Genomic DNA, 13,163 nt, shown 5'->3' with positions numbered 1-13,163 from the left:
ATAAATTGTAATATTGTATAAGTATCGTCTCGATACAAAAATAATTGCCACTTGATCTATGGCTTTTTGTTGTGGCGGTAAAGAGGATATTCAGATGTGTATAGCCTGTAATCCGGGTATGGTGGCGTTTCTGCGGTCCACGGCCTCAAGGCGCGATTTTCTCAAATATCTCGGCGCTGCCGCCGCGACTTCGGCCTTTGCCTGTTCTTCGCCGGGCATGGCATTCGCGCAGCAGGCTGCAGCACCCGCGGGCGATATCATCTTCAAGGGCGGGACAATCCTGACCATGAATGACAAGGCGCCGCGTGCCGAAGCGATTGCCATTCGCGGCAACAAGATATTGGCCGTCGGCAAGCTGGATGACGTGCAATCCGCCATCGGTTCCGGAGCGCAGGTGGTGGATCTTCAGGGCCGCACCCTGATGCCGGGCCTGATCGATCCGCATATGCATTTCGTGTTCACGGCATTCGAGGACTGGATCGATGTCAGCCCGATCACGACACCGGATTACGCGACCGTCTGGTCGAAGTTGCAGAAAGGCGTGGCTGATGCCAAGCCGGGGGAATGGGTGCGCGCGCAGCAGTTTGATGCCAGCATCACCCGCGATGCCAAAATTCCGACGATTGCCGAACTGGATGCACTTGCGCCCAACAATCCATTTTTCATGCAGGAAAGCAACGGCCATATCGCCTATGCCAACAGTGCCGCCTTCAAGGCCGCCGGTATCACCCGCGAGACGCCTGACCCGTCCGGTGCGCGCTTTGTGAAGGATGCCGATGGCAGCCTGACCGGGCGCCTGGAAGAGATGGCGGCGCAACAGGAATTCCTTGGCGTCATGCCGTCTCCGACTGCGGCGGATATGATCGGGCGCGTCCAGCGTTTTCTGGATCACGCAAGCTCCGTTGGCTGCACCATGCTGCACGATTGCGGCATCGGCATCATGGCCGGTGCGCAGGATCTCAAAATCCTCGATGCGGTTCTGGGCGGAGGCAAGGCCCCGGTGCGCTATCGTGGTATGCTCGTGTCAACGATCATGGATGAATGGGAAAAGGAGGGGATCAAACCCGGTCGCGGCAATGATCTTTTCCGCGTCGATGGCATCAAGGCGTGGGCCGATGGTTCCAATCAGGCGCAGACCGGTTATCAGCGCGAGAACTATCTGGGCACCGATGCGCGCGGCGCCCTGAACTACAGCCTTGAGCAGGTAACGGAAGTGATCCGCCGGGCGCATGAAGGCGGCTGGCAGGTTGGCGTTCACGCCAATGGCGATGCGGCAATCGACATGGTACTGGATGCTTACGAGGCCGTTCTCGGAAAGTCCTCGAACAGCGATCTTCGCCATCGCATCGAACATTGCAGCGTTTTCCACCCGGAGCAGATGGTACGTATGAAGGATATGGGGCTTTCGCCGTCCTTCCTGATCGGCCATGTGCGCTGGTGGGGCAAGGCGTTCCGCGACCGTCTTCTGGGGCCTGAGCGCGCCCGCTTCTATGATCCGTGTGCTTCCGCGCTGGCTGCGGGTCTCAAGATTTCGCTTCATTCCGACTGGAACGTGACACCGATTGAGCCGCTGCGCTATGTCGAGGATGCCGTCACCCGCGTGATGAACGAAGGTGGCGACGTGTTCTTCCCCGAAGAACGTATTCCGGTGGATGCAGCGCTGCGCGCTGTTACCATCGATGCGGCCTGGCAGTGTCATATGGAAGACCAGATCGGTTCGCTGGAAACCGGAAAGTTCGCAGACTTCGCCATTCTGGAAGAAGACCCGACCGCGCCCGATGTGAAGATCGGCAAGATCAAGGTCAGCGAAACCTGGATGGATGGCACCAAACGTTATGCGGCCTGACCGGAAAATGCGGCGACAGAACGAAAACTGTCGCCGGATTGGTTCGGCTTCACAGAATATCGGCGGCGCGGTGATGTTTATCGACGCCGTCGATCAGAAACACCTCTCCTTCCGATCCTTGCCGGCGCCATTCGATAATCGCCTGATAGGCAGGCGAGGCATACCAGTTGCGTGCTGTTGCTAGATCGGGAAAAGCGATGACGATCAGATCGTCCGGTGACAGACCTTCCAGTTCATCCTTCGGTCCACCGTGAATGATGAAGTGTCCGTCGAAGGGCGCCAGAGTTCCATCGATGGCTTTCAGATAATCGACAATTCCCTGATTGACCCTGACATTGCGAAGCTGGGCGATTGCATAAGCCGTCATTTGAGGTCTCCGTTCGATCAGAATGCGGTTTGAGGGATGCGGGCGGCGCGAACTTCGAGCCAGGTAAGCACAGTCACAGCCGCGGCCTGTCCAACGAGAAAAACCCAGCCGAACAGATTGGGAAAAATCATCCCCGCAACAGGCAGGAAAAGGCTGGCTGCTACCCATGCGCCATTGCCAAGAATGACGAGGTTTACCGCCCATGCGGGAGGATTTGCGCTCCGCGACACCCAGGCCATAAAGGCTGCGACTGGCAGCAGCAGTATGCCTGCCCAGTAAAGCAACGACGCTGGAATTCCAGTCAGTTCGCCCACCGGTGCTGAGGCAGTGACAAGCGCGGCACCCATCGCTGCGCAGGTAACGGCATCGATTGCGACGATTGGCTTGAGGGCAAATATTGGGTGTGTGGTTTTCATCCTATCGACCTTTCAATTTGGCGTCCCGTTCTTCGGGCTGGCTGCATATTTGCCCTGTTGCGTTCTGGGGTCGATTACGTGAGAGGTAATTGTTGCTATGAATTTTGCGACGCATTCCAGAATGCACCTGCCAGCCATGATGGGCAGTCAAATCGTTGAAGGGATCGGACAAGCCTATGACCGAAACACAACAGACAGTCGGCTCGCTTCTCCGGGAATGGCGGCAGCGCCGCCGCTTCAGCCAGCTATCCTTGGCGGTCGAGGCCGAGATTTCGCAGCGTCATCTGAGTTTTCTTGAATCAGGGCGCTCGGTGCCGAGCCGCGACATGGTTCTGCGTCTGGTCGAACATCTGGACGTGCCGCTGCGGGCGCGCAACCGGATACTGGTTGCCGCCGGATATGCGCCCGTTCACAGCGAGCGAGGGTTGGAAGCGCCGGAATTTGCCGCCGCGCGACGCGTGATTGAAGCCCTGCTGCACGGACACAACCCGCATCCCGCCCTTGCAATCGACAGGCATTGGACCCTGCTTCTGGCTAACAAGGCGGTAGGTGTTCTCACGGAGGGTGTGGCGGAACATCTTCTGCAGGGGGAGGTGAATGCGCTTCGCCTCAGCCTGCACCCGGAAGGACTGGCCCCGCGCATCCAGAATTTTCGGCAGTGGCGCAGCCATATTCTTGCGCGCCTTGCTCGCGATGCGGACAATTCAGCCGATCCGCGACTGGCAGCACTTCTCGATGAACTGAAATCCTATCCGGTCCCCGCGCGCGCGGTGTCTTCGGGTGGGGGAACTGTCACTGATAATCCGGTGGCCATTCCGCTCAGGATCGACAGCCGTGAAGGCCCGCTGGAGTTTTTGAGCGCGACGACGGTATTCGGCACCGCCGTCGATATCACGCTGTCGGAAGTGGTCATCGAGACCTTCTTCCCCGCCAATGAGGAAACGGCAGCCGCCATGCGGCGGCTCACCGTCGAGTCGTAGTTTAAACAGCCCGCGTCAACCCGCCATCCACACGCAGGTTCTGGCCGGTGATGTAGGCGGCGCCATCCGATGCGAGGAAGGCGATCGTCGCCGCGATTTCCTCGCTCTTGCCATAGCGCTGCAATGGAACGCTTGCCCGGCGCTCTTCCGTCTTCGGCAGGCTGTCGATCCAGCCCGGAAGAACATTGTTCATGCGAATATTGTCGGCAGCATAGGTGTCGGCGAAAATCTTGGTGAAAGAGGCGAGCCCTGCGCGGAAAACCGCCGAGGTTGGGAACATGGCGCTCGGCTCGAATGCCCATGCGGTCGAGATATTGATGATGACACCAGACTTCTGCTTCTGCATCGTCGGCACGACGAGACGCGACGGGCGAACTGCATTCAGGAAATAAGTGTCCATTCCCTTGTGCCAGTCTTCATCGGTAATTTCGAGGATCGGCGCACGCGGGCCATGACCTGCGCTGTTTACCAGCACGTCGATACGGCCCCATTTTTCCAGAACAAGGTCTACGAGGCGCTTCAGATCATCATTCGACTGGTTCGAGCCGGTGACGCCGAGGCCACCCAGCTCCTGTGCCAGCGCTTCGCCCTTGCCGGAGGATGAGAGGATTGCAACCTTGAAACCGTCCTGCGCAAGCCTGCGCGCGGCGGCTGCACCCATGCCGCTTCCGCCCGCCGTTACAATCGCTACTTTTTCTACTGTCATGATGCGTTCCTTTTTCCGAAATGTTGCACTAGGTCGCAACTGTCGACAACCATTATTTGACGTTATAGCGGAGAGCCATTATCGTGACGAACGAAAACGCGTAACGTTAATCAATAGAAATTCTATCGAGTTTAACTCATGAAAAGGCTTCCCTCGCTCAATGGTCTGCGTGTGTTTGAAGTCGTCACGCGACATCTGAATTTCCGGCTGGCAGCGGAAGAACTTGGCGTGACACAGGCAGCAGTGGCCCAGCAGATACGCGGGCTTGAGGCAGAGCTTGGACTGAAACTCTTTGAACGCCAACCCCGCACGCTGGTCATGACCGAACCGGCTCGTGCATATATTGCCAATGTGCGACGGGCTTTCGACCTGCTTTCGGAGGCGACCGAAATGCTGCGACCCGAGCCGCAGCACCTGACCATCAGCGTGACGCCGACCTTCGCGTCGAAGTGGCTGATCCCGCGATTGGCGGAATTTACGCACACACATCCCGATATAGAATTGCGCATTGTCGCCAGCGACAAGGTCGCCAATTTCCAGACCGATGCCGTCGATCTGGCGGTACGCTACGGCGAGCCGCCTTTCGGTCCGGGACTGAACGCGGAGCTGCTTTTCGAGCACGTGATTGTCGCCGTGGCAAGCCCGGTGCTGGTCGAAAGGCTTGATGATCCGGGGCTGCCGGAAAACCTGGAACGCTATCCGCTGCTGCACGACGCACATAATTTCTGGCCGCAATATCTGGAAAAGGCTTTTCCGGACGGCGTGTCGACATCGCCGAAGAATATCCGCTTTAACCAGACGTCACTTGCCATCGATGCGGCGATTGCCGGGCAGGGGCTGGCGCTGGCAAGCCGCTTCTTCGTGGAAAAGGAAGTTGCAGCGGGCAGCCTCGTCCAGCCAATGGCCACCGAGCTGCGGGTGGGCGCGGATTTCTATGCGGTTTCCCTGCGAAAACCGCGTCATCCGGAATCGGTCGACGCAGTCAAAGCCTGGTTAAAAAGCGCATCCCGAAAAGTGTGAAACGGTTTTCGGACTAAGATGCGCGTCAGGTTGATGGCTCGGGCACTTCCAGCGGGGCTTTCTGGCTGCGGGTCGGTATGGTGATGCAGACAAGGCAGATGACAACCAGAAGAACACCAAACCAGCCGAGGGCGGAAAGGCGTTCGCCGACAATCACCACTGCGAAGAACGCGGCGACAACCGGTTCAAAAAGTGTGATCGTCGTCGCCACACTGGTTTCAACGCGGCTCAACCCGTAACCGAAGCAGACATAGCCGAGGAACATCGGCACGAAGGCCATGTATAGGCCGACAGCTGCATTGTTCCACGAGGCGAGGAACGGTCCGCCGGTTGCGAGCAGAACCGGCATCAACAAAAGACCGCCTATACCGAAAGTCGCGCCCATGGCGGTTGTCGATGATATGCCGCCCTGCATCAGCTGGCGCGCGCATGAGGAATAAAGCGCATAGGTGAAGCCCGCCACCAATCCGACCAAGGCTCCCATGAGTGTGGAGCCTTCTGTAGACGCGGCATGGCCGCCGCCGTCCTCCGACATGCTGAGCAGGACCATGCCGACAATGCCGATGATCGCACCTGCCAGCCAGCGCAGCGAAGGGCGAAAGCCGCTTTGCCGATACTCAATCCCTGCCGAAAGAAGCGGGGCGGAACCGAGCGAAATGACTGTTCCGATGGTCACGCCAGCCATCCGCATGGAGCCATAGAAAGCGAGGGGATAGATCGCGACGCAGACGGCTCCCACTAACAGGACGCGCCATTGATCGGCCAGCGCCTTTCGTGAAGCGATCAGTCCGCGCCAGGCGATTGCTGCCTGCGCCAGTCCGCCAAGTCCCATGGCCGCGGCGCCGATCGCCGCCGCGCCAACCTCGGGCGCAAAGGTTGCTGCGGTGCCTGTCGTGCCCCAGATGGTGGAAGCGACGATGATGGCGGTCACTCCCAGAAGATAGTTTTTTGATGATTGCATTTTACACTGGTTTCAAAATTGTCGTGACCATGGCCTTGGCCTCGCCAAGACGCGCACTATTGCCTTCAAGGCCAGCCCGCATGATTGCTCCTTCGAGAATGAAGGAGAGCTGCACGGCGAGCTGGCGGACCCGGGGCGGATCGTCCGGGATCAAGCCGGTGAGATGTGTCACAAGCAGGCCTTCGACTTCTTCCTTGTGTTTTCTCACCGCCTTGCGGCCCGGATCGCCAGCGGGCAGTTCTGCTGCCGCATTCAGCAGCCCGCAGCCGCGAAACCCGTGTTCGTAGGCAAATTCCGCGTGATCGCGGTAAGCGTCGAATATGGCCAGTATCCCATCCATCGGGCTTGCTGCCTTTTCCAGGCGATTGTCATAGAGGCCCAACCATTCGGCATGGCGATGCTCCAGATAGGTGGCCACCAGCTCCGCCTTGGATGCGAAGTTGTTGTAGAGGCTCTGCTTTGCCACGCCCGCACGCTGGATGATCGCGTCGATCCCGGTCGCCGAAATACCTGCATCGTAAAACAGTTCCGCTGCCGCTTGCAGAAGCCGCTCGCGTGCCGGTTTTGAACTAGGTGTCGCGGGATCGTCCATCATATTTCATCCGAATAATTAGGTAGACCAGTCTACCTAATTGAAAGGTGGAGTCAATCGGGGGAGAAAAACCGTTTGGAAGTCTCACTGGAGGAGAAGTTCTGCGCCGGTTTTGGTTTTAACCCCTTGTCCCTTGGGAGAGATTCACGTATCCGCTCTATTAGGCAGATGGAACGGGAGGTCGTCCGGTGCCGCAGAGAATTTCCCCCCTGGCGCCTTTCCAATACAAAACATTTCGGGCGCTCTGGTCAGCTACATTGGTTTCCAACCTCGGCGGTCTGGTGCAGACGGTCGGTGCTGGCTGGATGATGGCAACCATCGCCCATTCGGACGATATGGTTGCACTGGTGCAGGCTTCGACAACTCTGCCCGTGATGATCTTTTCAGTTGCTGCAGGCGCCTTGGCCGATAATTTCGACCGCCGCCGCATCATGCTCACCGCGCAGGTTTTACTACTGATTGTTTCGGTTGCACTGGCGGTTTTTGCCTATCTTGGCATTCTCACACCATGGATGCTGCTCAGCTTCACATTCCTGATCGGCTGCGGCGGGGCCTTGCACAACCCGTCATGGCAGGCGTCGATGGGGGACATCGTGCCCCGCACCAATCTGCCCGCAGCTGTAGCGCTCAACAGCATGAGCTTCAATCTCATGCGAAGCATTGGTCCTGCCATCGGCGGTATCATCGTTGCGGCAGCGGGTGCTGCTTTTGCCTTCATTTTCAATGCGTTCAGCTATTGTGCGCTTATTCTGGCGCTATGGCAGTGGAAGCCGGAAACGGTCAAATCCACCCTGCCGCGCGAAACGCTGGGACCGGCCATGGTGGCAGGGCTGCGTTATGTCGCCATGTCGCCGAACCTTCTCAAGGTGATGTTCCGGGGGTTTCTGTTCGGCCTGTCCGCGATTGTCATTCTGGCGCTTTTGCCGCTCGTCGCGCGCGATCTCGTCCACGGAACAGCGCTCACCTACGGTATCATGCTGGGCTTTTTCGGGCTTGGCGCCATTGGCGGCGCCTTGCTCAGTGCCCGGCTTCGCGAACTTCTCGGCAATGAATGGTTGGTGCGCGGCGCTTTTGTGGCCTTTGCGATCAGTTGTGCCTTGCTGTCGATCAGCCGGAATATGTGGCTGAGCTGCATTTTCCTGCTGCCTGCGGGTGTTTCGTGGGTTCTGGCGCTGTCGCTGTTCAACGTTACTGTGCAGCTTTCCACGCCGCGCTGGGTGGTGGGGCGTGCTCTGGCGCTCTATCAGACGGCGACTTTCGGCGGGATGGCGGCAGGTAGCTGGCTCTGGGGCTCTGTCGCAGATGAATATGGCGTGCCAGGCGCGCTTCTGGCTGCTGCCGTGGTGCTGATGTTCGGCGCGCTGATCGGTCTGCTCCTGCCGCAGCCTGAATTTGAAGACCTCAATCTCGATCCGCTCAACCGTTTCAGCGAGCCGCAGCTTCGGCTGGATTTGCGTTCGCGCAGCGGTCCAATCATGATCATGGTCGACTATAAGATCGCACAGGAAGATGTTCCAGCCTTCCTTTCCGCCATGGCTTTGCGCCGCCGTATGCGCATCCGCGACGGTGCCCGGCAATGGGTGCTGCTGCGTGATCTGGAGAACCCGGAAACCTGGACGGAAAGTTATCACGTGCCAACCTGGGTCGAGTATGTCCGCCATAACCAGCGTCGCACCCAGGCCGATGCCGAAGTGTCGGAACGGCTCCTTTCTTTGCACAAGGGGGACAAGCCGCCGCTCGTCCATCGCATGATCGAAAGGCAGACTGTTCCGGTTCATGACGACATGCCGCTAAAGGCACATCTGGACCTGTCTTAGAGCACCGATCTGATTCAATCAGATCGGTGCTCTAAACTTTTCTTCCCAAAGCATAATCTTACCGATCCTCTTTTCACTTCGATCGGATTATGCACCAAGCGCCGATTTCAAATTAAGGCAAGTTCGGGATTTGTGTCCGTTCGGCGCTGAAGCGGCATTTCTTGGAGCAAAACCTGCTTATTTTGCATCAAATTTTGTGGCGACGGGCGGACGAAAACAAGGCGAAACAAAGGCTAGAAGCCCAGACGCTCCCGCAACGCTTTTCGATAGGATCGCGAGACTGGCCACGACTGATCGATGCCGCGCATCCTGACCAGCCATTTGTCGATGGTACTTCTGTCCAAGTCCGATACATGCAGCACGTTTATGAACGTCGTGCGGTGAATGCGAAAGAAGACGCTAGCGGGAAGAATGCCTGCCCATATGCCAAGCGGTCTGGAATCAAGAACGGAGGAACCATCGCCAAGCCATATCTCGCTGTAATTGCCAGCCGAGCGCACCCCGATGATTTCCTCCGGGGACACTCCGCGCATTACCCCGCGTTTGCTGACATAGATTACTGATGTCGGGTCAGGCTCTTCGTCTGACACCGCTTCCTCATCGGAGGTCGAATATTTCGCCTGTGCGATCAGGCACGCACATTGGAACATGGCTTTGATTTCTGCGCGCGACCAGTGTCTGGCTTCCACGGTCGTATCGAAACCGACGATCCCTCGCAGCCGACGCTGATGAAAAACCGGTATGCTGAGTATGCTTTGATTGCCCTGACGCAGGAATTCAGCCTGAATGGCGCGCGCGGTGCGCGGCAGCCCCCTGACATCGTGGACGGCGACGGCCTGTCCCTCGCTCAGATAGCGGTGCAGCCAGCCAATCAGCGTGGTTGGGGTTTCCTGAAGTTCGGAAATATAGGCGGTTGTATCGCCTTTACACCATTCATGCGTGTTACAAAACCGCAGCAGATCAGGCGAATACTCAATCATCCAGGCGCGATCAGCCCGCGATGCATTGCCCACGAAGGCGAGAAACTCCGAAATCGCGTTCTCGAAGGGCTCTCGGAGCAGGTGCAGTGCGCAAACATAGGGCCAGTCGAGTGCAGGTGCGTCCGAGCACTCCTTTTCAGAATAAATCCGGTAGGCCCCAACTGCGCTGTCCAAGCTGCCTCCCAAAATGTTGCGTTATCGAAATCGGTCGTCCTTTAATAGTAAGACAGTATATTGAATATAGTTTTTCGCTATTTGCAATGGAAATCATGCTGTGGCTGCAACCATTGTGCCAGTTGATTTACCTATCAGAGTGTAGAATTATCTGGAATGGGGCGGCGTAATGGACATGAAACGGCCAAAAGCCCCGGAAAGCCTCGGTATGTGTGGTGATAGCATAATCATACCGAGGCTGCGCATTTGCCTGATTCCGCCGAAGCGGTGCGCTGGATCAGATTAGTGATCATTGCGACAGAAAGAAGTCTTACTTCATGGCCTGATGTAATGCCTGTGGATCAATTAATTTGTATGCAAATTATTTCCATATCGCAGGCATTTTATTTCAAATACTTCGCGCGGCCATGCCCTCGATTTCGACCTTCAGCTCGGGCCGTGCCAGTCCGGCGACATAAACGAGCGTGGTCGGTGGAAGGCTGTCACCCAGCAACTCAGCGCGGATTTTTTTGGCGCGTTCCGGGTCGAGCCGGTCCACGAGGAAGATGTTCAGCTTCACCAGACTGGCCGGTGTGAGGCCCTGACTGTCGAGGATGCCGACAATGTTGCGCAGAGCCAGCTCATATTGCTTTTCCGGCTCTTCGGGAACTGTACGGCTCAAGTCCATGCCGACCTGGCCTGCAATAACCAGAAGTTCCGTGCCGGACGGAATGACTGCCAGATGTGAATAGGCCGCTATAGGCGGTGCGACATTGTCAGGGTTTAAAATCCGAACGGAATTCTTTGTTTCGTCTGGCAAGGTCGCCTCTATCTTTGGAGAGCATTCAGGCCCGAAACGGGTCCGGGCCTGACATAGAAATCAACCGATATCTTCGACCTGATCGAGATACTGACCATATCCCTCCGCTTCCATTCGGTCTTTTGGAACGAAACGGAGTGAGGCCGAATTGATGCAATAGCGAAGGCCGCCGCGATCAACCGGCCCATCCGGGAAGACATGGCCCAGATGACTGTCGCCATGTGCCGAGCGCACTTCGGTCCGTACCATGCCATGCGAGATATCGTTCAGTTCGGCAACATTGGCGGGTTCGATCGGCTTGGTGAAGCTGGGCCATCCGCAATGGGACTCATATTTGTCGGCTGAGGCGAAGAGCGGCTCGCCCGAAACGATATCGACGTAAATTCCCGGCTCTTTGTTGTAGAGATATTCACCGGTCCCGGGGCGCTCGGTGCCGCTTTCCTGCGTGACGCGATATTGCTCGGGCGTGAGCTTCGCAATCGCTTCGGGGTTCTTGCTGTAGGTCATGATATGCGCTCCCTTGATATGTGCCCTGAATCTAGGACGAAGGGAGTAACTATTCCAGCCCGTCGCAAGTGACGAACTGTTGAAGAAGGGAGGTTGCGTGCGAAGAAGATTTTCTTCACACGCAACAAACGCTTCAATTGCAGAGTTCAGTCAACTGCGATCATCACGTCGGATGCCTTCACCACGGCATAAGCGCCGCCGCCAGCTTTCAGGCCAAGCTCGTCGACAGCCTCATTGGTGATGGAGGAGGTAACGATCACACCATTGCCGATATCGATCCGGACATGGGATGTGGTTGCCCCTTTGGTGACTTCGACGATTGTTCCCTTTAGTCGATTGCGGGCGCTTATCCTCATTGTGCAGTCCTTTCGAAGGTTGATTTCGATCGCTGAATATAGAGTGACTTCACATATTTGGAACAGAAAAACCCCCGCCGGAGCGAGGGTTCTGTTTCAATAATTTCGCGAAGATGAACCTTATTTGGCAGTGACCACTCGCTCTGCAGGAGCGGCCTTGCGGGCACCTGCGAGAAGCAGAACAGCGATGCCGCAAAGGGCCGCAAGCGTGTAGAAACCAGCATCATGATTGCCCACTGCGACATCGGCCCAATTCTTGATTTGCGGCGCGAAGAATGCACCGAGATTACCGATGGAAACAATGAAAGCGATGCCGCTGGCCGCGCCGATCCCGCCCAGATAACGGGTAGGCAGGCTCCAGAATACAGGTTGCGAAGCTGTGAGGCCCGGCACGGCAATGCAGGCCGCAAGAAGCATCAGCCATGGGTTGCCGGTGAGCCCGATGACGGCGAGCGCCACTGTTCCAGCGATGACCATGCCCATGCAGACAAGCCGATGCTGGTTGGTCTGGTCGGCCAGAACCGTGAAATAACGGGTTGCGATGACCGAGCACAGCCAGGGAAGGGCGAGAAGCGAGCCGATAAGAAGATTCATCTGCCCATTCGATGCTGCCTGTGCGAAGCGCGATGGGAAATAGAAGGTCAAAGGCGCGGTGCCGATCTGCAGAAAGAAGTAGATGCCAATGAAAGCCCAGACGCGGCGGTCTTTCAGTACCGACATGGCTGAATGCTGGGCCTGTGTTTCTTTTGCGGCTTCTTCCGCGGCGATAACCCGTGTGAGGGCATCGCGCTCCTCGACCGAGAGCCAGCGCGCTTTTTCGGGGCGATCCGTCAGGTAGAAAAGGGCGATGATCCCGACCAGTGATGCGCCGAGCCCTTCGACCACGAACATCCATTGCCAGTTGGTGAGGCCAAAAATACCGTGATGGGTCAGCAACCAGCCGGAAAGCGGGCTTCCCAGGACGAGCGCCAGCGGAACGCCAAGATAGAAGATACCGGTCGCGCGTGCGCGCTGCTTCGCGGGGAACCAATAGGTCAGATAAAGTAGGACGCCCGGATAGAAACCGGCCTCGCAAACGCCGAGCAGAAAACGCAGCGTGTAGAAGACGCCTTCCGTATGAGCGAACATCATGGCGGCGGAGACGATACCCCACGAAATCATGATCCGGCTCAGCCAGAGGCGTGCGCCGACCTTGTGCATGATGATGTTGCTGGGAACTTCAAAAAGCGCATATCCGATAAAGAATATGCCGGCTCCGAATGCATAGGCAGCATCACTTAAGCCCGTGTCAGCCTGAAACTCGGACTTGGCGAAACCGATATTGGCGCGGTCCAGAAAGGCCAGGATCAGCATGATTGCCAGAAATGGCAGAAGTCGCTTTGTCGCCTTGCCAACGGCGGAATCGACGAGATTGTCTTGCATCGTTGAGCCTCCTCCTCAATGCTGCCCCTCCGGGCACGATGGTGAAGCGGAAACTAGTCACAATTCTCTGATAAATACATAGCGCATATATGAATATGTGGCGACGTATTTGAGGCTTTACCGATATATCCGGTGCGATGACAGCTGCTTTAATCTTTGGTTCTATGTGTAAGTTGAGGTATAATTTTTATATGAATAATATTTTTAGTATGCGAGTTTT

General features: G+C 56.9%; 14 protein-coding genes. 4 read left to right on the top strand and 10 right to left on the bottom strand.

Annotated features, from left to right (window positions below; genetic code table 11):
- Positions 1-94 precede the first annotated feature (94 nt).
- On the top strand, positions 95-1,846 hold the full coding sequence (locus LJ361_RS07430; protein WP_029927737.1) for an amidohydrolase: 1,752 nt from the start codon (positions 95-97) through the stop codon (positions 1,844-1,846).
- Positions 1,847-1,895: 49 nt separating this feature from the next.
- Here LJ361_RS07430 and LJ361_RS07425 read toward each other — a convergent pair whose 3' ends face one another.
- Complete coding sequence (locus LJ361_RS07425; protein WP_010658552.1) at positions 1,896-2,213, bottom strand: DUF1330 domain-containing protein; 318 nt, start codon at positions 2,211-2,213, stop codon at positions 1,896-1,898.
- A gap of 17 nt (positions 2,214-2,230) precedes the next feature.
- Complete coding sequence (locus LJ361_RS07420) at positions 2,231-2,629, bottom strand: hypothetical protein (protein WP_029927735.1); 399 nt, start codon at positions 2,627-2,629, stop codon at positions 2,231-2,233.
- 176 nt (positions 2,630-2,805) lie between these two features.
- Between LJ361_RS07420 and LJ361_RS07415 the strand changes: the two genes are divergently transcribed.
- Positions 2,806-3,609, top strand: a complete 804-nt coding sequence (locus LJ361_RS07415; RefSeq protein WP_036586530.1) for a helix-turn-helix domain-containing protein — start codon at positions 2,806-2,808, stop codon at positions 3,607-3,609.
- Between the two features lies 1 nt (position 3,610).
- Here LJ361_RS07415 and LJ361_RS07410 read toward each other — a convergent pair whose 3' ends face one another.
- The gene (locus LJ361_RS07410) at positions 3,611-4,315 is read right to left on the bottom strand and encodes an SDR family oxidoreductase (RefSeq protein ID WP_012092789.1); all 705 of its coding nucleotides are present in this window, start codon (positions 4,313-4,315) and stop codon (positions 3,611-3,613) included.
- A gap of 138 nt (positions 4,316-4,453) precedes the next feature.
- Between LJ361_RS07410 and LJ361_RS07405 the strand changes: the two genes are divergently transcribed.
- Positions 4,454-5,335 (top strand): LysR substrate-binding domain-containing protein, encoded by an 882-nt coding sequence (locus tag LJ361_RS07405; protein WP_029927730.1) that lies wholly within the window; start codon positions 4,454-4,456, stop codon positions 5,333-5,335.
- A 25-nt stretch (positions 5,336-5,360) separates the two neighbouring features.
- On the opposite strand, the gene LJ361_RS07400 is transcribed toward LJ361_RS07405, so the two are convergent.
- The gene (locus tag LJ361_RS07400; RefSeq protein ID WP_029927728.1) at positions 5,361-6,296 is read right to left on the bottom strand and encodes a DMT family transporter; all 936 of its coding nucleotides are present in this window, start codon (positions 6,294-6,296) and stop codon (positions 5,361-5,363) included.
- A 1-nt stretch (position 6,297) separates the two neighbouring features.
- Positions 6,298-6,888, bottom strand: a complete 591-nt coding sequence (locus LJ361_RS07395; RefSeq protein ID WP_029927726.1) for a TetR/AcrR family transcriptional regulator — start codon at positions 6,886-6,888, stop codon at positions 6,298-6,300.
- A 188-nt stretch (positions 6,889-7,076) separates the two neighbouring features.
- On the opposite strand from LJ361_RS07395, the gene LJ361_RS07390 reads away from it, so the two are divergent.
- Positions 7,077-8,705 carry an MFS transporter gene (locus tag LJ361_RS07390; protein WP_010658559.1) on the top strand — a complete coding sequence of 543 codons (1,629 nt, stop codon included), beginning with the start codon at positions 7,077-7,079 and terminating at the stop codon, positions 8,703-8,705.
- A 233-nt stretch (positions 8,706-8,938) separates the two neighbouring features.
- Here LJ361_RS07390 and LJ361_RS07385 read toward each other — a convergent pair whose 3' ends face one another.
- The 5 genes from LJ361_RS07385 to LJ361_RS07365 form a co-directional block, all read right to left on the bottom strand.
- Positions 8,939-9,859 carry a LytTR family transcriptional regulator DNA-binding domain-containing protein gene (locus LJ361_RS07385; protein WP_029927724.1) on the bottom strand — a complete coding sequence of 307 codons (921 nt, stop codon included), beginning with the start codon at positions 9,857-9,859 and terminating at the stop codon, positions 8,939-8,941.
- Positions 9,860-10,247: 388 nt separating this feature from the next.
- Complete coding sequence (locus LJ361_RS07380) at positions 10,248-10,658, bottom strand: RidA family protein (protein ID WP_010658561.1); 411 nt, start codon at positions 10,656-10,658, stop codon at positions 10,248-10,250.
- Between the two features lie 60 nt (positions 10,659-10,718).
- A complete protein-coding gene (gene msrB / locus LJ361_RS07375; RefSeq protein WP_010658562.1) occupies positions 10,719-11,165 on the bottom strand; it encodes a peptide-methionine (R)-S-oxide reductase MsrB in 447 nt (148 codons plus the stop codon).
- Between the two features lie 146 nt (positions 11,166-11,311).
- A complete protein-coding gene (locus tag LJ361_RS07370; protein WP_029927722.1) occupies positions 11,312-11,521 on the bottom strand; it encodes a TOBE domain-containing protein in 210 nt (69 codons plus the stop codon).
- A gap of 120 nt (positions 11,522-11,641) precedes the next feature.
- The gene (locus LJ361_RS07365; RefSeq protein ID WP_029927720.1) at positions 11,642-12,943 is read right to left on the bottom strand and encodes an MFS transporter; all 1,302 of its coding nucleotides are present in this window, start codon (positions 12,941-12,943) and stop codon (positions 11,642-11,644) included.
- Positions 12,944-13,163: the final 220 nt, after the last annotated feature.

This window comes from Brucella sp. JSBI001, assembly GCF_026014005.1.
In the GTDB taxonomy this organism is placed as follows: domain Bacteria; phylum Pseudomonadota; class Alphaproteobacteria; order Rhizobiales; family Rhizobiaceae; genus Brucella; species Brucella anthropi.
This window is presented reverse-complemented; position numbering and strand designations above follow the sequence as displayed.

Excerpts from the sequence above, each read along its gene's own strand:
- LJ361_RS07430 (WP_029927737.1), top strand. The coding sequence starts at position 95 with ATGTGTATAGCCTGTAATCCGGGTATGGTGGCGTTTCTGCGGTCCACG.
- LJ361_RS07425 (WP_010658552.1), bottom strand. The coding sequence starts at position 2,213 with ATGACGGCTTATGCAATCGCCCAGCTTCGCAATGTCAGGGTCAATCAG.
- LJ361_RS07420 (WP_029927735.1), bottom strand. The coding sequence starts at position 2,629 with ATGAAAACCACACACCCAATATTTGCCCTCAAGCCAATCGTCGCAATC.
- LJ361_RS07415 (WP_036586530.1), top strand. The coding sequence starts at position 2,806 with ATGACCGAAACACAACAGACAGTCGGCTCGCTTCTCCGGGAATGGCGG.
- LJ361_RS07410 (WP_012092789.1), bottom strand. The coding sequence starts at position 4,315 with ATGACAGTAGAAAAAGTAGCGATTGTAACGGCGGGCGGAAGCGGCATG.
- LJ361_RS07405 (WP_029927730.1), top strand. The coding sequence starts at position 4,454 with ATGAAAAGGCTTCCCTCGCTCAATGGTCTGCGTGTGTTTGAAGTCGTC.
- LJ361_RS07400 (WP_029927728.1), bottom strand. The coding sequence starts at position 6,296 with ATGCAATCATCAAAAAACTATCTTCTGGGAGTGACCGCCATCATCGTC.
- LJ361_RS07395 (WP_029927726.1), bottom strand. The coding sequence starts at position 6,888 with ATGGACGATCCCGCGACACCTAGTTCAAAACCGGCACGCGAGCGGCTT.
- msrB (WP_010658562.1), bottom strand. The coding sequence starts at position 11,165 with ATGACCTACAGCAAGAACCCCGAAGCGATTGCGAAGCTCACGCCCGAG.
- LJ361_RS07370 (WP_029927722.1), bottom strand. The coding sequence starts at position 11,521 with ATGAGGATAAGCGCCCGCAATCGACTAAAGGGAACAATCGTCGAAGTC.
- LJ361_RS07365 (WP_029927720.1), bottom strand. The coding sequence starts at position 12,943 with ATGCAAGACAATCTCGTCGATTCCGCCGTTGGCAAGGCGACAAAGCGA.